This is a genomic window from Haloparvum alkalitolerans, from assembly GCF_055381565.1.
In genome coordinates this window covers 1,789,738-1,809,164 of the sequence record NZ_AP043938.1, presented here as the reverse complement: position 1 = coordinate 1,809,164, position 19,427 = coordinate 1,789,738, and the positions used below count along the sequence as shown (strand labels likewise).

The following is a 19,427-nucleotide window of genomic DNA, read 5'->3' as shown; positions in this document are numbered from 1 at the left end:
GGCTGCAAAGCGGGACCGACCCTCGCGGGTCAGTGGTTAGGCGTCCGTGTTAGGGACGGCGGCGAGTCGCGAGCAGCGCAGCGGCGACGAGCGCGACGAGCGCGACAACAGCGCCGAAGCCGGGCGTGTCGTCGGACGTCGTCGTCGTCTCCTCAGGCTCCTCGGTCGTCTCCTCGGTGGTTTCCTCGGTGGTCTCCTCGGTGGTTTCCTCGGTGGTCTCCTCCGTGGTTTCCTCCGTGGTGTCCTCTTCCGTAGTGTCCTCGCCGACCGACTCGACGACGACACCGTCAGCGGAGACGTCGTCGACGGAGCGCAGCGTCACGGTGAACGTGTCGTCCACGTTCGTGTCGCTGAAGTCGAACTGCGCGTCGAACGTGCCGTCAGCCTGCACGACCACGTCGTTCGTGGGTGAGAGGCGGAACCGCGGCGACACGTCGTCAGCCGAGCTGACACGCAGGCTGAGCTCCGTGCCCGGCGCCAGCGTCGTGGTACCAGTGATGGACTGGCTCTCGGCGGCTTCGACCTCGACCGGGTCAGAGTCGAACTCGCCCGTAGCCTCGACCAGCGTGAAGCTGTCGGAGGCGACGGTGTAGTCCTCTTCCTCAACCGTGTCGACGTCGAGCAGACGCGAGTCGTTCACGTGGAACTCCACGTTGAACGCGTCGTCAACGCTCGCTGCACGGTCGTTCTCCCACTCAAGATCCTCGGTCTCGATGGCGAGGTAGTAGGTGTCGTTCTCCGCGTCGGAGATGACCGTGAAGGCGTCAGCCGAGTTGACCACGTCGACCTCCTTGGGGTCCTGGTTGGTCCCCGTGGTGGCCTCGGTCTGCGTGATGCTCAGGCTGAGGTTCCCGTTCGCGATGGCGGTCGTGATCGACTCGTCGTTCGCGTCGATGAGACCGCTGATGCCGGAGGCACCAAGCTCGTGGACGATGACGTCACCGTTCGCGACCTCTTCGGTCTCGGTGATGCTACCGTCCTCGACGGCGGCCGTCACGTCGCTGACGTCCTCAATGTCGCTGAGGGAGCCGTCAGGCGCCGTCCAGATGTTCATCGTGTCGGTCGAGCGCTCCTCGATGAAGAGCTCGCCGACCTCGTCAGCGTTGTCATCCTCGATGTTCGAGTAGGACGTGTCCAGGTCGAGCGAGTAGTCGCCCTGACCCAGAATACCGCCGATCCCCGCGTTGGAGCTGTTCTCGACTGTGACAGACGGACTCGCGCCGTCTTCCTCAGTCGTCACGGAGACGACGTTGTCCTCGTTGAAGGTTGCCGAATTGTTCTGGCCGGCGGTGTACGTGTTGAAGTGAACCGTCACTTCCTCGGCACCGTCGGAGTCGATAGCGAGGTCGAGTTCGTAGTTGACGTCCTCTTCGTCACCGATGCGCAGGTAGGCCTGCTCCTGCCCGCCAGTGAACTCGATGTCGATCTGGGCGATGTCGCCCTGGTTCTCTTCGACGACACCCTCGGAGAAGGTGACGTCACCGGCCTGGCCCTCCGTAACGGAGAGCGACGCGGTGTCTTCGGCGTCCGTGTCGGTCACGGAGACGTCGAAGTCGTAGTCACCCGTCGAGGTGTCGGTGAAGTCGAACGTGTGCTCGTTGTTCTCGACATCATACAGGACGAACTCGTCGTCCGAGTTGATGTCGTAGTTCGAGCTGGAACCCGTGTAGAGGTCCTCGAGCTCGTCCTCGGAGAAGCTCTCCGACGAAATAGTCACGTCGTAGTCGTTACGCAGGTCGGACTCGAACGTGAGTTCCGTCTCCGTCTCGCCCTGGTTCGCGACCTCATCAGGATCGAACTCAGCGTTCACGTTCTGCTGAACGAGTTCGAATTCAGAGTTGGAACGCGTGAGGTCACCGTCACCATCTTCGAGGAAGTAGTCGCCAGTCTCGCGATTGGCCGTCTCGAAGATGATGTACTGCGTTCCGTTGATCGTCTGAACCTGGTTGTTGGCGACCGGCGTCGAACTGCTGTCACCGGTCACACGGCGAAGGGTGATCTCCTCACCGTCGGTCAGGCTCGTGCCACTTCCACCAGCGACCGAGAAGGACTGGCCCGCAAAGACCAGACTGTTGTTGAGGTCGCTCGCGTTCGTGAACTCACGGTCGACGTCCAGGCCACTGGAGTCAGTGTCCTGAACTGTGAGCGAAGTCGTGGCGGATGCGACGCCAGTGTTCGCATCATCGAACTCAACAGTGACGTCACCAGTAGCGTCCCCGTCAACAGCCGGGTGAACGACGGAAACGTTCGTGTCGACGGTGAAGTTCTGTTCGGGGTAGTCGCTCGTATCGAGCGAGACAATCAGCTGGTCCCGCTCGTTAGAGTTCGACGTGTCGGTAACGATGTCGTTAGAGACATCGGAACCGGTCTCGTTATAGATGGCAATGGCATCAACGCCGTTATTGCCATCGTTCTCGAACGTGGAATCCCCGGGGAGAGTCACCGTGATCTTGTGAGTCCCGGTCGAATTCACGTCGTTAGCTGTGAAATTGAGGTTATGCTCCACGGTCTGATCTTCGTCCACAGTGTCGGGAGCGAAGTTATTGACCGTAACGTCGCTTACCGCAGCCGCCGATCCCGCAAAGGAGATGGGGACGGCGAATACGGAAAGCACCATGATCGCAGCCAGGAACACTGCGCGTCCCTTCGTGCGATAGTTTGTGTTTTCGCTTGTCATGTTTAGTTGGTTGTTGCTTCGTGCATCAGTAGCTTTCTCCTGACCTGTGCCCGTCGCCCGTTCGTCGGGTACCAACATCGTCAGCGTGGTGCGGCCGGACTTGGCCTTGGATACTCATTACTGGTGCTTGGGTAGGGGTTGCGCTTGAAACATACAGCTATCCCTATAAGTGCTTTGTGCAAATTCTTCGCCCCTTGTGAACGCCCCACACAGCCGTCAGACGCTCGGAAACGCCCGTTTCGCGATCGGTACCTTAGGGTGAGTTTTTGAGTATTGAGCCCTCACCAGACTGGGGTCAGCAAATCGACCGCAACACCTACAACCGCGAGGGAACAAACGATTAACGGGCCCAACGGCGGCAGGCCATCAGAACCTTGGTAGGGGCTTTTTCGCCTGCCGTCGTCCGTCGCACGCTGAGCTGCGGCCGTCCCCATCGACCAGATGGCGCTCCCTCCGAAACGGATCACCGACTAATCCTCGTCGAACGCAACGTCGACAGCCGTGGACCACGATCCGAAGTGGCGCTGGTACGTCGCCAGGGAATGCTCGCCGTACTCAACGACATCGGTCGAGACGGGTTGCTCCCCGAGTTCGTCGGCCAGCCGATGCAGATCGGCGATGAGGGTCTCCTCAGAGAGCTTGGAGTCCTGCTCGGCGGGCTCGAATCCCGCCGCCTCAACCGCCTCGTTCCAGGACCCGAATCGTCGCACGTACGTCCGCGTCCCGTACTGGCCGTAATCCTCCATCGCCTGAAAACTCGGTGGGGCACCGTGCTCGTCCGCCACGCGCTCGAGCTCTGCAAGCAGTTCGTCGTCCGTCGCGGGGCGTCCTCGCGAGCCGCTCGCGGCCGACTCGAGTCCTGCGGCCTCAAGCGAGGCCGTCCACGTCCCGAACGCCCGGCGATAGGTCGACACCCAGTACTCGCCCTCGTCGTTCATCTCGCTCGCGGTCGGCGCGTGGCCGAGTTCCTCCGCGACTCTCGTTAGGTCGGCAAGGAGTTCCTCCTTCGAGACGCTCGTGGTCGGCTCGCGCGGCTCGAACCCTGCTTCCGCGAGCGTCGCCCGCCACGACCCGAAGCGGTCGTACAGGGTCGTCGCCGAGTGACTCCCATGGTCGCGATACTCCTGCAGTGTGGGCGCGCGCCCAAGATCGTCGCCGACTTCACGGACATCATCGAGGAGTTCGGCGTCGCTATAACGCATTGGCCTGCCGTTCGCCAAGCCGACCAATGAGTGTTTGGTCCGCGCCCGTGTGGGGGCCGCCCGAGGGACACTAACAGAGTTATCGCGAGAGCATCACGGCGATTCAGAGGGTATCTCCTGTGACGCAGGGGGCCATAGTTCACTCACGGGAAGCAGACATCCACCCCGATCGGTCGTGGCTGCGCGCGCAGCGACGAACGGAGCGAGCACGGAGCGGAGGGTGGGGCGGTGGGCGTGGGCTGGATGGTGCATCCTCGCCGGCTTCCGGGCCTGCACCGATGCCGATCAACCGCCTGCGGATCCACACGGCAAAAAAAGGGGGCCGCGATGGCCTACGGGGTCAACCAGTCGTCACGGTCAGGGAAGGTGACCCGCGACCGGCCCGTCAGCGCCACCGAGACGCGGCCCTCGTACCAGCTCGTCGCTGCGTCGTACAGCCGCACGCGCTCGCCTTCCTCGATGCGAGGTTGGTCGCTTTTGACCCAGCTGGTGACCTTGATGCGCCCCGTCTCGTCCTCCAGGAGTCCGACTTGTTGAATGGCCGCACTGGTCGGCTCCCACAACTCCACGACGCGCCCTTCGATGGACACCTCGCCGCGACCGACGTCCGCGACCGCGTCGATCGGGGTGAGCCGCCCGGGATCACGCTCGAGTTCCTCACTCGTCCGCATCACGGCCGTCGGCAGGTCCGTACCGTCCGCGACCCGCCGCGCCAGTCGTCGGCTCACGGCCGCCGCCGTCCAGCCGCCTTTCACGTCCGCGATCGTCCGCGCCTGCTCGTTCACGGCCGCCAGCTCGTCCCGGCTCAGCGTCTCCCGGGAATCCGGCTGCTCCGGCCCGGCCCACGCGTCCACGCTCGCGCGCCGTTCCGCGAACTCTTCTTGCCGCGCCTGACTGCCAGTCGCCGCTTGGCGCCGTGCCCGGGCTTCCCGGTCCGACGACTGCCGCCGGTCCCACCGCTCGCGCGTGCGCTCCTTCTCGAGCTCGCGTGCCAGCGCCTTCTCCTCCGCTTCCAGCGTCAGTCCGTGAAAGCCCGCATCCGGATGGTTCGCGTCCACCTTCGCGCGCACCTGCATGTCCACCGTCGGCCGCAACGGCTCCGCATCGTCGTCCGCCTCCGCTGCTTCCAAACCCTGTTCATCGACCGAAACTTCTTGACCGATAACGCGTTTACTACTCATTGGAGTTCACTGACTCCTGAAGGCGCTCCCGACGCGGTACCGCCCGCGCCCTTACGCGGGATTTTCTCCAACTCACCGACGGAACCTACTGCGCGCGCCGCTCGCGCCTTCGCCTCGCGCCCCCTGTTGGGGCGCGAGCGGCGCGCGCCTCAGAGGAGAGTCCCAACCAGCACCGCGCGCCGACCCGCCCGGAGCGAGCGGCCAGCGCATTCCCCGTTCGCCGCGACGCAACTACGTCCGTCGCGGTCGGCTCTGCCGAGGTCCGCAGGACCCGAACGGGTGAAGCGCTGGCGCCGAGGGCACATCCACTTTAGCCCGGCAGCCCGCCCGCTACTGCAGGCAGGCAGCCCGGAATGGTCGGTCGCGAGCGACGCGGAGGGCGGCACGCGGCGCGCGGGGCGGGCCGTCACACACTCATCAAAATCAGGCGTGTGTCGGTGCGCTTCGTACCAGAAATACTACCTCGTGCTGATTATTCGCGGCTGCGGCGTGGATATCCTGATACTGCGTGATATCGCGGAGTTCTGCGACCACTTCCGGAGAGACGACTACGTCACAGGAGGTGAGCAGGTACTGGAACGGCTCCGGAAGTCGGGTCCGACGGCTGCATCCGCACGGGCACTGCGCGGCTGACGAGGGCGCTGGTGTCAGCGACGACCGTTCGCAGTCGTCTACCGCTCAGCAATCGTCGTCGGTCCCGGTGTCGACTGTCGTCACGTCCCCCTCGTAGATGTCGACGTCGTTAGGGGCAGCGAGATCGAGTGGCTCGTCCTCGAAGTCAGCTTTGAGAAGTCGTAGTCGCTTGGCGGACTTAGCACCAACGAGGACTGTGAGCTGGTCAACGGTGAGACCAGCATTGTAGTACGTAGTTGCGATCGCCTTCGGAAGCGGGTCTCCGCCGCTCATCGGTCGCGCAGCCGATCGCGAGCGGCTGCAAACCGAACTGGATCCGTATCGCCAGCGGCAGCCATGTCGTTTGCCGACTGGAGCTGCGAGTCAATAAGCCGATTCTGTTGGCGTGACCACTCCCTGTCGTCGTGCGTCCGAACGTACTCAGCCCATTGTTTGATCATCGCTCGCCGTTGTTCCGTGTTTCGGCGGTGATCGTCCTCAAATTCCTGTGAGTTCAGCATAGTAGTCCTCAACCCCAAGCTCGTTGACGTACGTTTCGAACTGCTCCGTGTTAAATCGTTCCTCGAAGGTCAAGTACAGGTGGAGTGCATCCTCGAAGTCCTTCCCGCTGAGGCTGTCTGCAGCTTGTGCAAGTCGGAGTTTGTACGCGATTTGGAGTTCAAGCGGACTGATCTCGATCTGCCCCTCATCGAATGTCACCGTAAGGGGATTGGAGAGGGCTTCACGCTCAACGTCGTTTGAAACAAACCATGTTTCGAAGTTCGGGTACATCTCCCCTTCTTCGGCAATCCGGATGCGGCTCCCCTCACTTAGCATCGAATACATCTCATCAAGCGGCATCGCTATCCCCCAGTACCCCTGATTTTTGAGTTCGGTAACTAACTGCTCAGTCTCCGTTTCGGACAGGGATTCCAGAATGATGTCGATGTCCTCTGTCGATCGAGAGCGCCCAGTGAGGATGGCGACGTACCCACTAACGATGACGTAGTTGACATCGCAGGCGTCGAGGATCTGCGTGAATTCGAGTACATCTTTGTCGAGCTCTGAAAGCTCCCGTGAAACCGTGAGCGTGTCGTCACTGAGCTCCATCAGTTCTCTCCATGGAACGCCGATAAACTGACCACTGCGTCATTTGTGTCGGGACGTCCATTTCGATGCTCATACGTTAACTCCTTCTTCGGTATCATGACGTACATCCTCACTGATCTCGTAGTGCTCGTGGACGACGGGCCGGAGCGCCTGCAGAATCAGCTCCGCAGCTAGCGGCGAGATGTCCAGCTCCTCAGCCATCAGTCGGTGGGTCACCTCACCGCGTTCGCGGGCGACCGCGTAGGTGAGCGCGGTCGCGAGGCCGGCGACGCCGTGGCGGTCCATGTACGTGTCGATGTCGACGTCCGTCTTGCGCCGCCCAACGGCGTCGATCAGCGCCGGCGTGATCGTGTACTCGCGGTCGCCCGCGGTCGTCGTCACGGTCAGGTCGATCTCCCGGGCGGCGTACCGGCGTGGCTGCTCGTCGTCGGTGACGTCGACGACGCCAGCGTCGACGAGCCGGTTGACGTAGCTGTAGGCCGTTCCCTGGGCGAGATCGAGGTCGTCCATCACGTCCCGGACGGTCGCCTCCTCCCGGGCGAGATACGCGTACAGTTTGGCCAGCTGTGGCTCCTCGAGGAGGTCAGCGACCGAGAGGAAGTCTTGGACGATGTCACCGTCGGCGCGGTTTGAGGTGCGTGACACGGGCGTTATTGATTGCAGATTACAGCGAATCAGTAAAGAGTGTTTGGGTCACTCCCCCGGCATCGCGACGAGATGCTCCTCGAGATCACGCGTCCAGTACGTCGCGAGCCCGCCCGGACTGCAGCGAGGGCACAGCTGCAACGGGCCTTCCAGATGCCCCAGTTCGACTCGGAACCGGGTGAGCGCCGCGAGCGTGTCGACGACCAGTCCACAGTCATCACAGGCGACGTGATCGCGATCGTCGGGATCCGGCTCCGTCTGAATCGCGCAGTCGACGCAGATCGGGTGGGTGACCTGTTCGTCCTGTCCCCAGGTGTGTGTCTCGCCAGTCTCGGTACCGGGTGGGGCATCGCAGAACGCACAGCCAACGAGGGTCTGCTGCATCACTCGCCCTCCGCGTCGGCGTCGCGACCGACCGTCCAGCCACGGTGGAAGACAGCCAGCTGCGTCGATGAGTCGAACGCGGTACCGCTCGGCTCGTGAACCAGAACTTGGTCCTCGGGAACCGGAGTGACGATGTCCGCGTCGACGAGGTCGTTGATCAGGTTCTGCGCAGTCGCGTCGTCGACGTCCGCCGTGTCAACCCGGGAGGCGTCGCGGTCCTGAGCAAGCTGTTCTTTCTCGAACTGTTCGTAATCAGCACTCGTGTCGTCGTGGAGATCGGGCATCGCCATTATGAGTCACGCCGCGCACGCTATCGCGCGCTGCACGCCTTCCGGCGCGGACAAACTCCGTACACCTCCTCGCGAATGTCGAAGGGTTTCGTTCTCAGCTCTTGTTGTTGGATCTGTCGTTGTGGAGCAACACGGTTTGGTGGTCATGGTACCGGAGCCACAGAGCGGGACAAACCGGTCCTGACCACCGACTCAGGACCGGCTCTCAGCGACCGCCTCGATCACCCGCTCGCTCGTCCGGCTGATCCGTTCGAGGCGCTCCTCGATCACTTCCGTTTCATCACCGATCCACGCCACGAGGTAGAACGCGGAGCCGCTCATGTCGAGGCCGAAGTGGCGTCCCACCACGTACGCGACCGCCTCGGCTTCCACTTCTCGCTTTGCTCGTTCGGGTGCATCGTGGTCCCCGTGCAACAGGGCGTGTGCGAGCTCGTGAACGAGCACGCCCGCCATCGCGGCCGGCTCAGCCTCCTTGAGAGTGACCAGTGGTCCCTCAGCGGGGTACGCACACACGCCGTTCGCGTCTCCGTGTGACCAGTCGTCCGGGTCGCGGACACGGACCTCGATGCCGAGGTCGACGGCCGCGTTCAGCAGGGCAGGGAACAGGGCTGACGCCTCGCCGCTCGCGGTCGTCTCCAGCTCCGGAAGCGGTTCGCCCGCCGTCTGGGAGACGTCGAACACGGGAACAGGTTTGAAGCCGACAACACCTTCGTCCCACTCCTCAGGCGGCGTGTCGTCGTACGCACAATCGGCGTCGTCGTGGTAGGATGGGGAGTTCCCGCACGCAGGACATTGCGACGAGATGAGCGGGGCCCAGATCCAGATCGCCGATTCCCCCTCTTGGACGTGTCTGTCGAACTCCTCCTGCCAGGTCCGATAGCCGGCGACCTTCGACGCCTCCGGACACTGCAACGCGATGAGGAGGGTGTTGCGGTGGGAGTACTCGTGGAAGCGTTGGTGAACGTCGAGCCACGCTTGGAACCGGTCGCTGGCACGGGCGTCGTCGACGGCCGTCACCAACTCGTCGACCCAGTCACTGATCGTGCTGTGCATCCGGTCGGAACGGGAGTCGGCGTCGTCGAAGGCGACGCGCTCGTCCCGTGCGGGTTCGGCAGCCATACTGTCTCGCTCCGCACCCATCGCGGAGCGCGACAATCCCCCCGAGCGATCGGTACTGAAAAAGGGACGCTGTGAAAAGCCGACTGCATGGCTGACGGAGGCACACCACACGCCACGCACACGTTCGAGGAGACGCTGTCGGCCGCCCCGGAGGGTGACCCACTCCTCGCGGTTTGCCGGCAGTATCCCACGCTCAGGGACGTCATCACCACCACGCACGATGCCGGCGTCGACACCGGGCCGGACCTCCGTGTTGTGGCTCCGAAATCCGTTCTCCACGAGCTCAAGCGGGAGTTCGGCACCGCGTGGCTCGCGGGGGATCTGGTCGACGCCGGGCACCTCTCGTTCCACGAGACGACCACGGAGCTTCCGACCTCCGTGTTCGCGACCGACACACGCGTCGACAATCCGATCCCACTCGGGGACCGCGTGGCGAGTACGACGACCGCGGACGAAACGCTCGCGAACGAGGTCCACACGACGTACTGGGAGGACCTCGACACCACCGACTACGTGCTGCCGTTTGCGGGCCGCGAACGGCTGCTAGAGACGTTCGCCACGGAATGCGATGAGACGGTCGCAGAGGCGTTCGCGACGGGCGTCGAAGCGAACCGGGAGCAGGGAAGCCCGCTCACGGTCGGTGCGGTGGTGATCCTTGCTGGTGCCCACGGGGAGGAGCTCCACTACGACGTCGGCCGCTGGGCGGAGTATCAGGGTGTCCGCAGCAAGGCCAGTCTCAGCCGGATCAAACAGGACCTCGAGGATGCCGATTTGGTGACCACTTCGAAGGTCCAGCGGGATGTTGGCCGGCCACGTCAGCGGTTGCACCGCGGTGAAGCAGTTGCGAATGCCGACATGCCGACGCTCGTCGAGCGCACGGTCGACGCGCTCGACTGATCGGCCCTGCTCGGGGCATCCTCAGCACCTGCGACATTCCAACATGAGTGCGTTCAGTACTGTATAGCGATATCGAATGGCCCTGTTGGGCTCTGTTGGAGTATCATTCATCATATATATTCTCACCTGAAACAGCGGATCGATGAAAACTGCATATCAACCAGTTACTGCACAGATCACCAGTGTGGCTGTCCGGGATAGCGGTTCGTTATCCCCAGCTAGATACACCTACTGCGTCTCCTCCATCTCCACGAATTCGTCGATTGACGCTCGCGTATCCATCAGCGCCGCAACTGCGTCCCGTATGTCAGCAAAGACGCCTTTTCCATCCTGTTCACACACCGGGATTTCTCGTGAATACATGTGGTATCGACTCAGAGGCTGGTCCTCTGGCAACAGCGTCCGTGTTCGATGAAAACCAGCAGCCTGTAGAGACTCCCAGTGCCCATCCTGTTTGAGCTTTTCATGGAGTTTTTTTCGTTGCTGACTACCGGGTGTGGGATTTTCCTGAGATGACTCGGTATCTTGCTCGTCTATTATGTAACGAAGAGTAACTTCGATCAGAGAGTCCGTTGATCGATAGCCGTGCGAGTCATGATCTGTTCCCTGTTTCAGCCGTTTATCACGCGCCAACACTTCGAATCGAATCCTTGCATCTTCCCATCGATGCTTGCCAATACGATAAATATCCGACCCCCTCTCAAACCGCGACTGAAGTGTTCGTGATGTCCACTCATTGGACGATCCGGAAGACAATTCATACTGTTCTCGTAGCCACTCGCGCAGTCGTTTGAACAACTGAATGCGGTCATCGATATGCGCTTCTGAGTCGTACGGGATCCCCAAATGGTTCAGCTTCTCTCCATATTGGAGCGTCAGTATGGATTCTGGGCCAAAATCCCGCTGGTCAAGGAGATCTTTGTTGATTGCGTGCATCCAATCACGGATACGGAGTGCATCGATCTCTGACTCGACTTGACCCACGATATCTGTCAGGCAGCTATGGATATCGCTCCAGTACAGATGAGGATAGGAGTTTTTCGTATTTTGATGTTCCTGCGTGAGTAATATATAGTCCCACGAATTAACGGCGTTCTTCTCAACCTGCTTCTGAAGAAAGCGTGTCTGAGCGTCTATTTGTTTGTGTCTGAGAGAAGACTGGGTCTTTATTTCAAAAGCAAGCATACGCGTATCTGTCTCAATTAGAATATCCAACTCCGTCTCGTCCGGCTTCCGGCTGAACGTACTGATTGAATTAACCGTGTCTCCATCTACCCCTTCAATTGCGTACTGAGTCCCACCGGCCACGTCCAAGCAATGATTCAGAAAGGTCGCATCCAAGCCGTGGCTTCCTTCAGGATCACAGATCCATTTCAGGAATTTCGTGTGTGTCCTTTCATCCCCAGCTCTATCGATGATGTCGAACGTAGTTGTTCGCTCGGTAGTTGCCTGACGATAGAGACTCAATATCTCATCAATTTCGCCTTCAGTTAGCTCACTGGCTTCCATAGTCGGTACAAATAGTGGAAAATAATAGTTCTTTGGCGGTGGTCTGTAAAACAGTCCATGAGCCTGTATTTAGTCTCTATATTCAGCACGCAGTTCTTTCCGGGCGTCGAAAAAATATAGTCTCCATCGGTAAGTGAGTATCCTGTATTGACCAGTTTTATCGAGTACCTTCTTGCGGGCTAGTGCTGCAAAATAAGGACTCTGCATCTTGCATACACCTTCTGTAGAGTTGGCCCCGGGCGCGCGTGGTGACAGCCTTGCAACGACCGTGCGTCTGAATGATCGCTCGCGGGCGGTCATCGGGCACGAGTAGTGCCGTTCACTCGGTTTCGAACGACCGTGTATGAGGCCTAGTGAAGCGCACCTCGACAGCGCCACCGTGGTGAACCGCTCGACGCACGACCGCCCGATCGGCTTGAGTGATTCCGGCCAGCTGGACCCGATGACCGCGTCCACGGTTGGGACTACGTCTCGTCCACGGGCGTCCGCGAGAGGATCCGCCCACAGCGCTCGCAGGCTTCGATCCGGTCGCCAGTATCGACCGACACCGTTCGGTCCGGGGCCGCATGGATACAGGATCCCCACGCGGTTGTCTGGGACTGTTGCTGCTGGACATCGGCGAGTAGCCATCCGATGAATCGCACGAATTTGTCCTCCACCCGCTGGAGGACCCACAATCCCCCCGAGGCGACCGTTCAGTGAAGGGTCGTCCACCCGACTCGGGCGTTGAATTTAGGACCATTCAGAGAAATGTATCCCGCACGTAGACATGCCGGACCACGAAGCGACTGCGAACATGGGTACCCTCCAGCTCCAGCCGACGACGACCGCACTCGATCCGGACACGGTCGTAGCACAGTTTCGGCGTCTCCAGCGACTACTCACCGCTGACACGAGCGGCCTACGGGACCGACTGTTCGGTGCGCACGCCCATTCCGTCGTCGCGTTCACCCTCACAACCTCGGGTGCAAGCGACGATGGCCTCTCCGCGTACGTGAGTATCGACCCACCCGAGAAGCGAGATGCGGTCGAGCGCGTGCTCCGAACCCTCCTGCCGAACGACTACACGGTCGAGGAAGCCGAGACCGACCCTGCTGACGTCCTTCCGACGGGGACCGCGGACCCGACAGGGAACGACGAGCCCAACGACGCGACGCTCCCACATGCGGCCGTCGAGTACTACGGCGACGTCGAGCGGCGCGAGGACTGGCAGACGCAGCTCACCCCCCTCTCCGAGTTCACGGAGGATCGAGAGACGCGACTCCCGCTCGCGGCGATCGCCGAGCGACTCGCGACGGCGACGACGCCGATGGCGTATCAGGCCGTCTGCCGTCCCTATCGTGACTGGAGTGCGGCCGCAGCCGACCGTCGTCACCGACTCGAACGCGGCCGCGACACGCCTGCGCAGCGATTTGTCGACGACTGGATCGGGCCCACGGACGAGGAGATCGAACCCGGCGAGCGCTACGACGAACTCGCCGCGAAAGATGCTCGGCGCTCGTTCGTCGTGAACGCGCGCGTCGTCGCCGTTGGCTCCGACGCGGACGCCGCGATCGCGGACCTGGAGAGCGCGTTCGAACCCGTGAGCCACACCTGGTACAGCGTCCGCGGACGCCGAAAAACCGGGCACGACGCCCGCGCCGTCCGCGAGGCGATCGAGAACCGAACGGTCCACCCGCCGACGTACGACGACTGGCGCGGGAAGCTCCCGTGGACGGCCAACCGCAGCCGGGCGATTATCGCGGACGCCGCCGAAGCGCCGTCGTTCTGCCTGCTCGACGGCACCGCGCTCACGGCCGCGGGCGACCGCGGGATCGACACGACGCCCGGCGAGCGGACGACGATCCAGCGCCCACCCGACGCACGCCTGCAGCGCTATCGCGCACCGGGCCTCACAGTCGGCCACCCGCTCGACCAGGACGGGGCGCGTGACGACGACACCATCGCCATTCCGCCGTCACTCCAGCCGCTCCACGTCGCCTGGTTCGGAGCCACGGGAGCGGGAAAGTCGACGGCGCTAACGAACGCCATCCTGCAGAATCACGCGGTGACCGACGGCGCGGACATCCTCGTCGACCCCAAGGGTGACGGCATGGCGACCGACTATCTCCGCGCTCACTACGCCGAGTACGGTACGCTCGAGAACGTGATCTACTTCGACTGCGCGGACGTGCTCCCGGCGTTCTCCTTTTTCGATATCCGGGAGGCGGTCGCGGACGGCGTCGCTCGGGAGACGGCCGTCGAGGACATCGTCGACCACTACCTCGAGGTGCTTACCCAGATCATGGGACGGGATCGGTTCGAGCAGGCGGTCCGGTCGCCGGACATCATCCGCTATCTGGTAAAGGCGCTGTTCGACCCCGTCCACGGGGAGGACGCGTTCTCGCATCGCGCGCTCCATGGAGCGGCGCGACGGATGCACGAACGCCAGTCCGCACCCGCAGTGTCGGATCCGGACCTCGAGCGGATGCTCGCGGGCGTCGTCGCCAACCGCAAACGAACCTTCGACGAGCTGATGCAGGGGGTCGCCAACCGGCTCGAAAAGGTGCCCGTCGACCGCCGACTCGCCCGCGTGTTCAACCACGTGCCCGCGGAGGACGACCCACAGTTCGACCTGGCCGACTACCTCAACGAGGACGTGGTGATCGTGATCGACACCGGCCGCCTCCGCAGCGAGGCGCAGCGCACGCTCGCGGTCGTGCTGCTGTCGAACCTCTGGACCGCGCTCAAACGGCGCGCCGCCCGCGAAGAGGGGGACCAGCCACTCGTCAATCTCTACTTGGAGGAGGCCGCCAGCATCGCCGTCTCGGACGTGCTCAGCGAGCTGCTGGCGCAAGCGCGCGGGTTCGGCTGTTCGGTGACGCTTGCGATGCAGTATCCGGCACAGCTGCGGAGTCGCGACGAGGGCGCGTACGAGGAGGTGCTAAACAACGTCGGGTCGATCATCACCGGGCCGGTGCCGTCGGACAGGGGGCTCGCGGAGCGACTGGCGACCGACGAGATGGATGCCGACCGCGTCGCCACGCGGCTCCGCGCGCTCCAGCGCGGCGAGTGGGTCGTCTCGCTCCCGGCCGGCTTCGGCGAGACGCCGCCACGGCCGTTCCTCGTCGGCTCACCGTCGCCGCCACCCACGGACCCGACCGAGTCACGCCCGCTCGCGCCCGACGGCCACGCCACCTTCGAGGCGGCTCGCGACCGGCTGCGCGACCGCGTCCTCGCGGAATGTGGGCTGCAGCTGGCGTCGCCGTCAACGGTCGACGCGGAGGACCAGGAGGAGGCGTCGGACGCACCGGATCCCGAAACGGTCCGTGTCGACTCCGCGCTCCCGCACACCACCCGGCTTCCGCCCACCGTCGAGTATGATGCCGAGATCCACGCCTGTCGCTGTCGGGAGTGTGATGCGCGGTACGACCCGTCGATCGAGGGCGTTCGCCGGGCGACGAACTGCTGTGGCGATCTGGACGCGGTCGACCCCGCGGACATCCCCATCTGCGACCTCAACCTGAAGCTGACGCCCGCGGAGTGTCGCGATAGCGAGTTCTCGACGACGCAGCTCCTGTTCCTGCAGGCGGTGTACAACGCCCAGCAGCTGCGGTACGAGCCGCCCGCGTACGACCTGCTGCACGACTCGATGATCCGGTTACAGGAGTACGTCGGCATCGAGAGCGCAGCCGTCGACGACCTCTGTGAGGCGGGCGTGTTGACGCGGGATACGGACCACCCCCACCGGCTGTACACCGTCACGCCTGACGGCCGCAAGGCGATCGGCGAACACTATCGCGAGGGCGTCGACTACGGCCATGGCCAGGGCGACCTCGAGGAGACGAGCCAGCACGTCTTTGCCGTCGAGGTGGCGCGACGCTACCTCGAGGCGGACTATGTCGAGGACCCCGAGAGCGACGTGGCCGAGGTGATCCCCTACTACGACCTCGACGGGAACCGACGCTTGGACGTTGCCGGGGTGGACGAGCATGGGGAGTTCGAGGTCGTGGTCGAGGTGGAGCGCGTCAATCACGACCTGCGTCGGGCGGTCCCCGAGGACTTCGACAAACTCGCGAGCTGTGACCCCGCGGAGGCGATCTGGGTGGTGATGAGCCAGAGCGATGGCCACGAGGTGCTGACCGCGCTGAACGACCCGCTGGATGAGGATCCACGCGTCGAGAAGACGTACGCGTCGACGACGCCCCCGCAGCAGTTCCGGATCGACACGCCGGGGCTCACCGCGATGTTCCCGGTGACGTGGCTCCGCGACCGGGTGGATGATGAAGAACCCGCGGACTGAGCGGGCGGGCAGAGACACGGACTGGTCGCCTGTCGGCCGGAGCAGGTTCATCCCTCGCTTCCAGGTCGTGAACCGGAGCACGCGACGGGGAGGGGTCTCCCAGCGTGGAAACGGGCGTGTTCATACTCGGGGTTTTTGCCCGGGAGGACTGGGTGACGCTCCGATCGAGGGTGAGTATGAAGACGCCAGGGGTGCTGTGCATGCGGCCGCGGCCGGCTGTGGGGGTGGTCACAAACCGGCCGCGATGCGGGCTGTTCGCGTCGGCTTCGTGGGAGTGGAGCGTGCGAGACGACTCGCTGGTCGAGGATGTCGCAGGGAGTTGCGACCGACAGATCGAAAAATCGCCCGACGAAAGCCGATTATGAAGATTCGGCTGGTCTACCCGGACCGCGGTCGGCCCGTCACACCGACTCGTTCGTGGGTGGTGAGACGGCCGCGGCCCGGCCGCGAGCCGACCGCGATCGCGACAGCGATCGTGGCTGTCCGCGGCCGCGAACGGCCCCTCTCCCCTGTTCGCGGTCGCCTCCTCATCTCCCCGACCGCGGACCGCGACCGCAGTCAGCTGCCCCCGATCCGCGTAGGTCCCCGTCCCGAACCCTGCGCCACCACCGGTCATACTCCCCGTTGCGCTTTGTGAGACAGAGACCTCCCGGAGACCAAACCCGATTATGAACGCCTGGACCCGAAACGAGAGGGGGTTGAGACGCCCGATTTGGTACCCCAGAACCATCCACCCGGGTATGAATCGTGAGCACGCACGCAGGGTTATCGAAGTTACAAGGCTAAAGCCCCGCTTCAGGGCGGGGATACAGCCGAAAACGCTTCCACGGACCGCGCTCGATGGCATTGCTGGATATTCCATACCCAGCCGTTATTTTTAATATGCAATTTTCCATAATAGGTTATAGACGTAGGCCGATGCTGGAGACGACCCGCACCTATCGAGCGAAAATCGTCAATCACTCACAAGTAAATGACGACCTCGATCAGTGCGGGTTCTCCGCGTCGAAACTGTGGAACGTCGCCCGATACTACACGCAAGGCCGATGGGATGAAGACGGGGAGATCCCCGACGACGGCGAACTCAAATCCGAACTCAAGGAACACGAACGATACAGTGACCTCCATTCTCAGTCAAGTCAGCGAGTTCTCGAAGAGCTTGCTGAGTCGTTCACCAGTTGGTACAAAGCACGCCAACGAGGAGACGAGAACGCCAACCCACCCGGCTACCGCAAACACGGCGACGAGCACCCGCGCTCCACCGTGACGTGGAAGCAGAACGGCATCAAGCACGACTCCAAGCACACCCGACTTCGTCTGAGCAAGGGCTTCAACCTGAAAAACCATCGCTCGGACTTCATCCTCTGTGAGTACGAGACGCGACCAGACGTGACCGTGGAGAACATCCAGCAGGTTCAGGCCGTGTGGAACGGCGACCGTTGGGAACTCCACCTCGTCTGCAAGAAGGAGATCCCCGTCGAAGACGCACCGGGCGACAATACGGCGGGCATTGATCTCGGCATCAAAAACTATCTCGCCATAGCCTACGACGACGGTGACGCAGAGTTGTATCCGGGGAACGTGCTAAAAGAGGACAAGCACTACTTCACTCGTGACGAGTACGACACTGAAGGCGAGAACGGCCCGTCACGCCGTGCGCTTCGCGCCCGACAGAAACTCTCGCGTCGGAAAGACCACTTCCTACACGCGCTCGCCAAACACGTCGTAGAGCAGTGCATCGACCACGAAGTTGGTCACATCGCCATCGGTGACTTACGCGAGATTCGTGAAGACGAGAACGGTAGCTCGCGGAACTGGGGTCGATGTGGGAACAAGAAACTCCACGGCTGGGAGTTCGACCGCTTCACCACGTTACTCGAATACAAGGCCGAAGAGCACGGCATCCTCGTTGACCGCACAAGCGAGCGAGACACGTCGAAGACGTGTTCGTGCTGTGGTCGGAAGCGGGATTCGAATCGCGTGGAGCGTGGTCTGTACGTTTGTGAGTTGTGCGGTGCGACGATGAACGCGGACGTGAACGGCGCGGTGAACATTCGCAGAAAGATAACTCAGAATCCCCCAACTGGGGATATGAGTAACGGTCGTTTGGCACGGCCAGTAGCCTACCTGTTCAACCAAACCTCCGGGTCGTTCCACCCGAGAGAACAGGCAGGTTGCGAACCGTAATATCCCAATGCTCGGGAATCCTCGCTCTTCAGGGCGGGGAGGATGTCAACTGCGGGAACGAAGCGAATGCCCCGCATGACCGAGCGTAGCAGACTGCCAGAGTTGAACCAGCCCATTGAAACCGGACAGAGCCCTGCAGTTGCGGATCTTGCGGCCGGCGGCTTCGCGGCCGAAACGGAGATCCTGACGACCACCGGCCCGCGACGCGTCGGCCGTCTCACTCCGGAGGACCGCGTGTATGCACTCAACTTGGCAACGAGCGTGATGCAGCCGAAACGGGTGCTTGCTGTCGAGCCGGTCACACCCACCGATTCACTCGTCGAGATCCGGACGCGGCGCGGCCACTTGAAGCTCTTACAGGACCACCGCATTCCGTACCAGACGAAGTCGATCAGCCGGATCCGGACGCACCCTGCCGGTGAGCTCGCAACGCGACAGGAGTACAAGTTCGTCAACGACTGGCAAACGCGAGCCTACCCCCGGCTTGAACAAGTCGACATGACCGAGTTGGCAAAGGAGTACGAGGTCGGAGTCACACCGAACTGTCACGGGCACACGTTCCGAGCCCGCCTCCCCGACGGGTGTGAGCCGAGCCGATACGGGGGTGATGTCGGGTACTACTTCGATCCGGACACCTTCGAGACGTATCGCTCTTCGATCGAGGACACGGCCGCGGAGGTGACGATTCACGCCGGGCCGAACCACTGGCGGCGGCCGATCACGTTCGACGGCGACGACTTTCTCGAATTCCTCGGCTGGTTCATCACTGAAGGGTCCATCACCCACTCGTCCAACCGAGACACGTCGGAGATCGGCATCGCACAGAAGACGGCTTCCCACCGTGAGCGAATCGCGGAGCTCTTCGACCGAATGGAGATCGATGTGTGTGTCAGTGAAAACGGGTTCAGCTTCAGCTCAAAGCTGTTTGCTCGCGTGCTGACTCGGCTCTGTGGCGGATCGAGTCACGAGAAACGGCTTCCGGAGTTCGTGTTCACGCTCCCGCGTGAGCAACAGGAACTCCTGTTGGATACGCTCTTTGCGGGCGACGGGAACGACTGGGGCGTCTACTATACGGCAAGCGACCAGCTCGCTGCGGACATCCTACGATTGTTCGCGTACGTGGAGTACAAGCCACGGTATACGGTTCGTAACGGGAACTGGCAGCTGTATCTCGGAACCAGCCGCGATGGCTTCTCGTCGACCGCGCACGTTTCATCGACGACGGATACATCACCGTGCTACAGGCTCACGGTCGCCGACTACTCTGCGGTCATGGCGGGGATGGATGGGAAGTTTCAGTGGGTCGGTGTGAGCCAGGTTGGCTGACTCTGG

At 62.4% G+C, this 19,427-nt stretch carries 15 protein-coding genes; 4 read left to right on the top strand and 11 right to left on the bottom strand.

Features of this window, described 5'->3' with window-relative positions; translation table 11 throughout:
* Positions 1-49: 49 nt before the first annotated feature.
* The 10 genes from ACZ432_RS11340 to ACZ432_RS11295 form a co-directional block, all read right to left on the bottom strand.
* Positions 50-2,677: a BGTF surface domain-containing protein gene (locus tag ACZ432_RS11340; protein WP_426962309.1), complete on the bottom strand. Its 2,628-nt coding sequence runs from the start codon at positions 2,675-2,677 to the stop codon at positions 50-52.
* Between the two features lie 470 nt (positions 2,678-3,147).
* Positions 3,148-3,879, bottom strand: a complete 732-nt coding sequence (locus ACZ432_RS11335; protein WP_426962310.1) for a homing endonuclease associated repeat-containing protein — start codon at positions 3,877-3,879, stop codon at positions 3,148-3,150.
* Positions 3,880-4,211: 332 nt separating this feature from the next.
* The gene (locus ACZ432_RS11330; RefSeq protein WP_426962311.1) at positions 4,212-5,060 is read right to left on the bottom strand and encodes a DNA-binding protein; all 849 of its coding nucleotides are present in this window, start codon (positions 5,058-5,060) and stop codon (positions 4,212-4,214) included.
* A 678-nt stretch (positions 5,061-5,738) separates the two neighbouring features.
* Positions 5,739-5,966 (bottom strand): hypothetical protein, encoded by a 228-nt coding sequence (locus ACZ432_RS11325; protein ID WP_426962312.1) that lies wholly within the window; start codon positions 5,964-5,966, stop codon positions 5,739-5,741.
* A complete protein-coding gene (locus tag ACZ432_RS11320; protein ID WP_464378867.1) occupies positions 5,963-6,133 on the bottom strand; it encodes a hypothetical protein in 171 nt (56 codons plus the stop codon). The genes ACZ432_RS11325 and ACZ432_RS11320 overlap by 4 nt, the downstream gene beginning before the upstream one ends.
* 37 nt (positions 6,134-6,170) lie before the next feature.
* Positions 6,171-6,782, bottom strand: coding sequence for a hypothetical protein (locus tag ACZ432_RS11315; protein ID WP_426962313.1), 612 nt, complete (start codon positions 6,780-6,782; stop codon positions 6,171-6,173).
* 69 nt (positions 6,783-6,851) lie between these two features.
* Positions 6,852-7,427, bottom strand: a complete 576-nt coding sequence (locus tag ACZ432_RS11310; RefSeq protein ID WP_426962314.1) for a DUF7437 domain-containing protein — start codon at positions 7,425-7,427, stop codon at positions 6,852-6,854.
* A gap of 48 nt (positions 7,428-7,475) precedes the next feature.
* Positions 7,476-7,811: a DUF7558 family protein gene (locus ACZ432_RS11305; protein WP_426962315.1), complete on the bottom strand. Its 336-nt coding sequence runs from the start codon at positions 7,809-7,811 to the stop codon at positions 7,476-7,478.
* Complete coding sequence (locus tag ACZ432_RS11300; RefSeq protein ID WP_426962316.1) at positions 7,811-8,101, bottom strand: hypothetical protein; 291 nt, start codon at positions 8,099-8,101, stop codon at positions 7,811-7,813. Before ACZ432_RS11300 ends, ACZ432_RS11305 begins: the two co-directional genes overlap by 1 nt.
* A gap of 192 nt (positions 8,102-8,293) precedes the next feature.
* On the bottom strand, positions 8,294-9,220 hold the full coding sequence (locus ACZ432_RS11295; RefSeq protein WP_426962317.1) for a DUF955 domain-containing protein: 927 nt from the start codon (positions 9,218-9,220) through the stop codon (positions 8,294-8,296).
* Between the two features lie 87 nt (positions 9,221-9,307).
* On the opposite strand from ACZ432_RS11295, the gene ACZ432_RS11290 reads away from it, so the two are divergent.
* Positions 9,308-10,117 (top strand): transcriptional regulator TbsP domain-containing protein, encoded by an 810-nt coding sequence (locus ACZ432_RS11290; protein WP_426962318.1) that lies wholly within the window; start codon positions 9,308-9,310, stop codon positions 10,115-10,117.
* Positions 10,118-10,345: 228 nt separating this feature from the next.
* Here the strand turns inward: ACZ432_RS11290 and ACZ432_RS11285 are convergent, their stop codons facing one another.
* Positions 10,346-11,626 carry a PD-(D/E)XK nuclease family protein gene (locus ACZ432_RS11285; protein WP_426962319.1) on the bottom strand — a complete coding sequence of 427 codons (1,281 nt, stop codon included), beginning with the start codon at positions 11,624-11,626 and terminating at the stop codon, positions 10,346-10,348.
* 796 nt (positions 11,627-12,422) lie between these two features.
* Between ACZ432_RS11285 and ACZ432_RS11280 the strand changes: the two genes are divergently transcribed.
* The 3 genes from ACZ432_RS11280 (at position 12,423) to ACZ432_RS11270 (ending at position 19,421) form a co-directional block, all read left to right on the top strand.
* Positions 12,423-15,908 (top strand): type IV secretory system conjugative DNA transfer family protein, encoded by a 3,486-nt coding sequence (locus ACZ432_RS11280; protein WP_426962320.1) that lies wholly within the window; start codon positions 12,423-12,425, stop codon positions 15,906-15,908.
* Between the two features lie 918 nt (positions 15,909-16,826).
* The gene (locus tag ACZ432_RS11275) at positions 16,827-18,095 is read left to right on the top strand and encodes an RNA-guided endonuclease InsQ/TnpB family protein (protein ID WP_426962321.1); all 1,269 of its coding nucleotides are present in this window, start codon (positions 16,827-16,829) and stop codon (positions 18,093-18,095) included.
* Between the two features lie 75 nt (positions 18,096-18,170).
* Positions 18,171-19,421 (top strand): hypothetical protein, encoded by a 1,251-nt coding sequence (locus tag ACZ432_RS11270; protein WP_426962322.1) that lies wholly within the window; start codon positions 18,171-18,173, stop codon positions 19,419-19,421.
* The last annotated feature ends 6 nt before the right edge of the window (positions 19,422-19,427 follow it).

Bases quoted from the DNA above. Each gene is read 5' to 3' on its own strand.
- ACZ432_RS11340 (WP_426962309.1), bottom strand. From the start codon at position 2,677: ATGACAAGCGAAAACACAAACTATCGCACGAAGGGACGCGCAGTGTTC.
- ACZ432_RS11335 (WP_426962310.1), bottom strand. From the start codon at position 3,879: ATGCGTTATAGCGACGCCGAACTCCTCGATGATGTCCGTGAAGTCGGC.
- ACZ432_RS11330 (WP_426962311.1), bottom strand. From the start codon at position 5,060: ATGAGTAGTAAACGCGTTATCGGTCAAGAAGTTTCGGTCGATGAACAG.
- ACZ432_RS11325 (WP_426962312.1), bottom strand. From the start codon at position 5,966: ATGAGCGGCGGAGACCCGCTTCCGAAGGCGATCGCAACTACGTACTAC.
- ACZ432_RS11320 (WP_464378867.1), bottom strand. From the start codon at position 6,133: ATGATCAAACAATGGGCTGAGTACGTTCGGACGCACGACGACAGGGAG.
- ACZ432_RS11315 (WP_426962313.1), bottom strand. From the start codon at position 6,782: ATGGAGCTCAGTGACGACACGCTCACGGTTTCACGGGAGCTTTCAGAG.
- ACZ432_RS11305 (WP_426962315.1), bottom strand. From the start codon at position 7,811: ATGCAGCAGACCCTCGTTGGCTGTGCGTTCTGCGATGCCCCACCCGGT.
- ACZ432_RS11300 (WP_426962316.1), bottom strand. From the start codon at position 8,101: ATGGCGATGCCCGATCTCCACGACGACACGAGTGCTGATTACGAACAG.
- ACZ432_RS11295 (WP_426962317.1), bottom strand. From the start codon at position 9,220: ATGGCTGCCGAACCCGCACGGGACGAGCGCGTCGCCTTCGACGACGCC.
- ACZ432_RS11290 (WP_426962318.1), top strand. From the start codon at position 9,308: ATGGCTGACGGAGGCACACCACACGCCACGCACACGTTCGAGGAGACG.
- ACZ432_RS11285 (WP_426962319.1), bottom strand. From the start codon at position 11,626: ATGGAAGCCAGTGAGCTAACTGAAGGCGAAATTGATGAGATATTGAGT.
- ACZ432_RS11280 (WP_426962320.1), top strand. From the start codon at position 12,423: ATGGGTACCCTCCAGCTCCAGCCGACGACGACCGCACTCGATCCGGAC.
- ACZ432_RS11275 (WP_426962321.1), top strand. From the start codon at position 16,827: ATGCTGGAGACGACCCGCACCTATCGAGCGAAAATCGTCAATCACTCA.
- ACZ432_RS11270 (WP_426962322.1), top strand. From the start codon at position 18,171: ATGACCGAGCGTAGCAGACTGCCAGAGTTGAACCAGCCCATTGAAACC.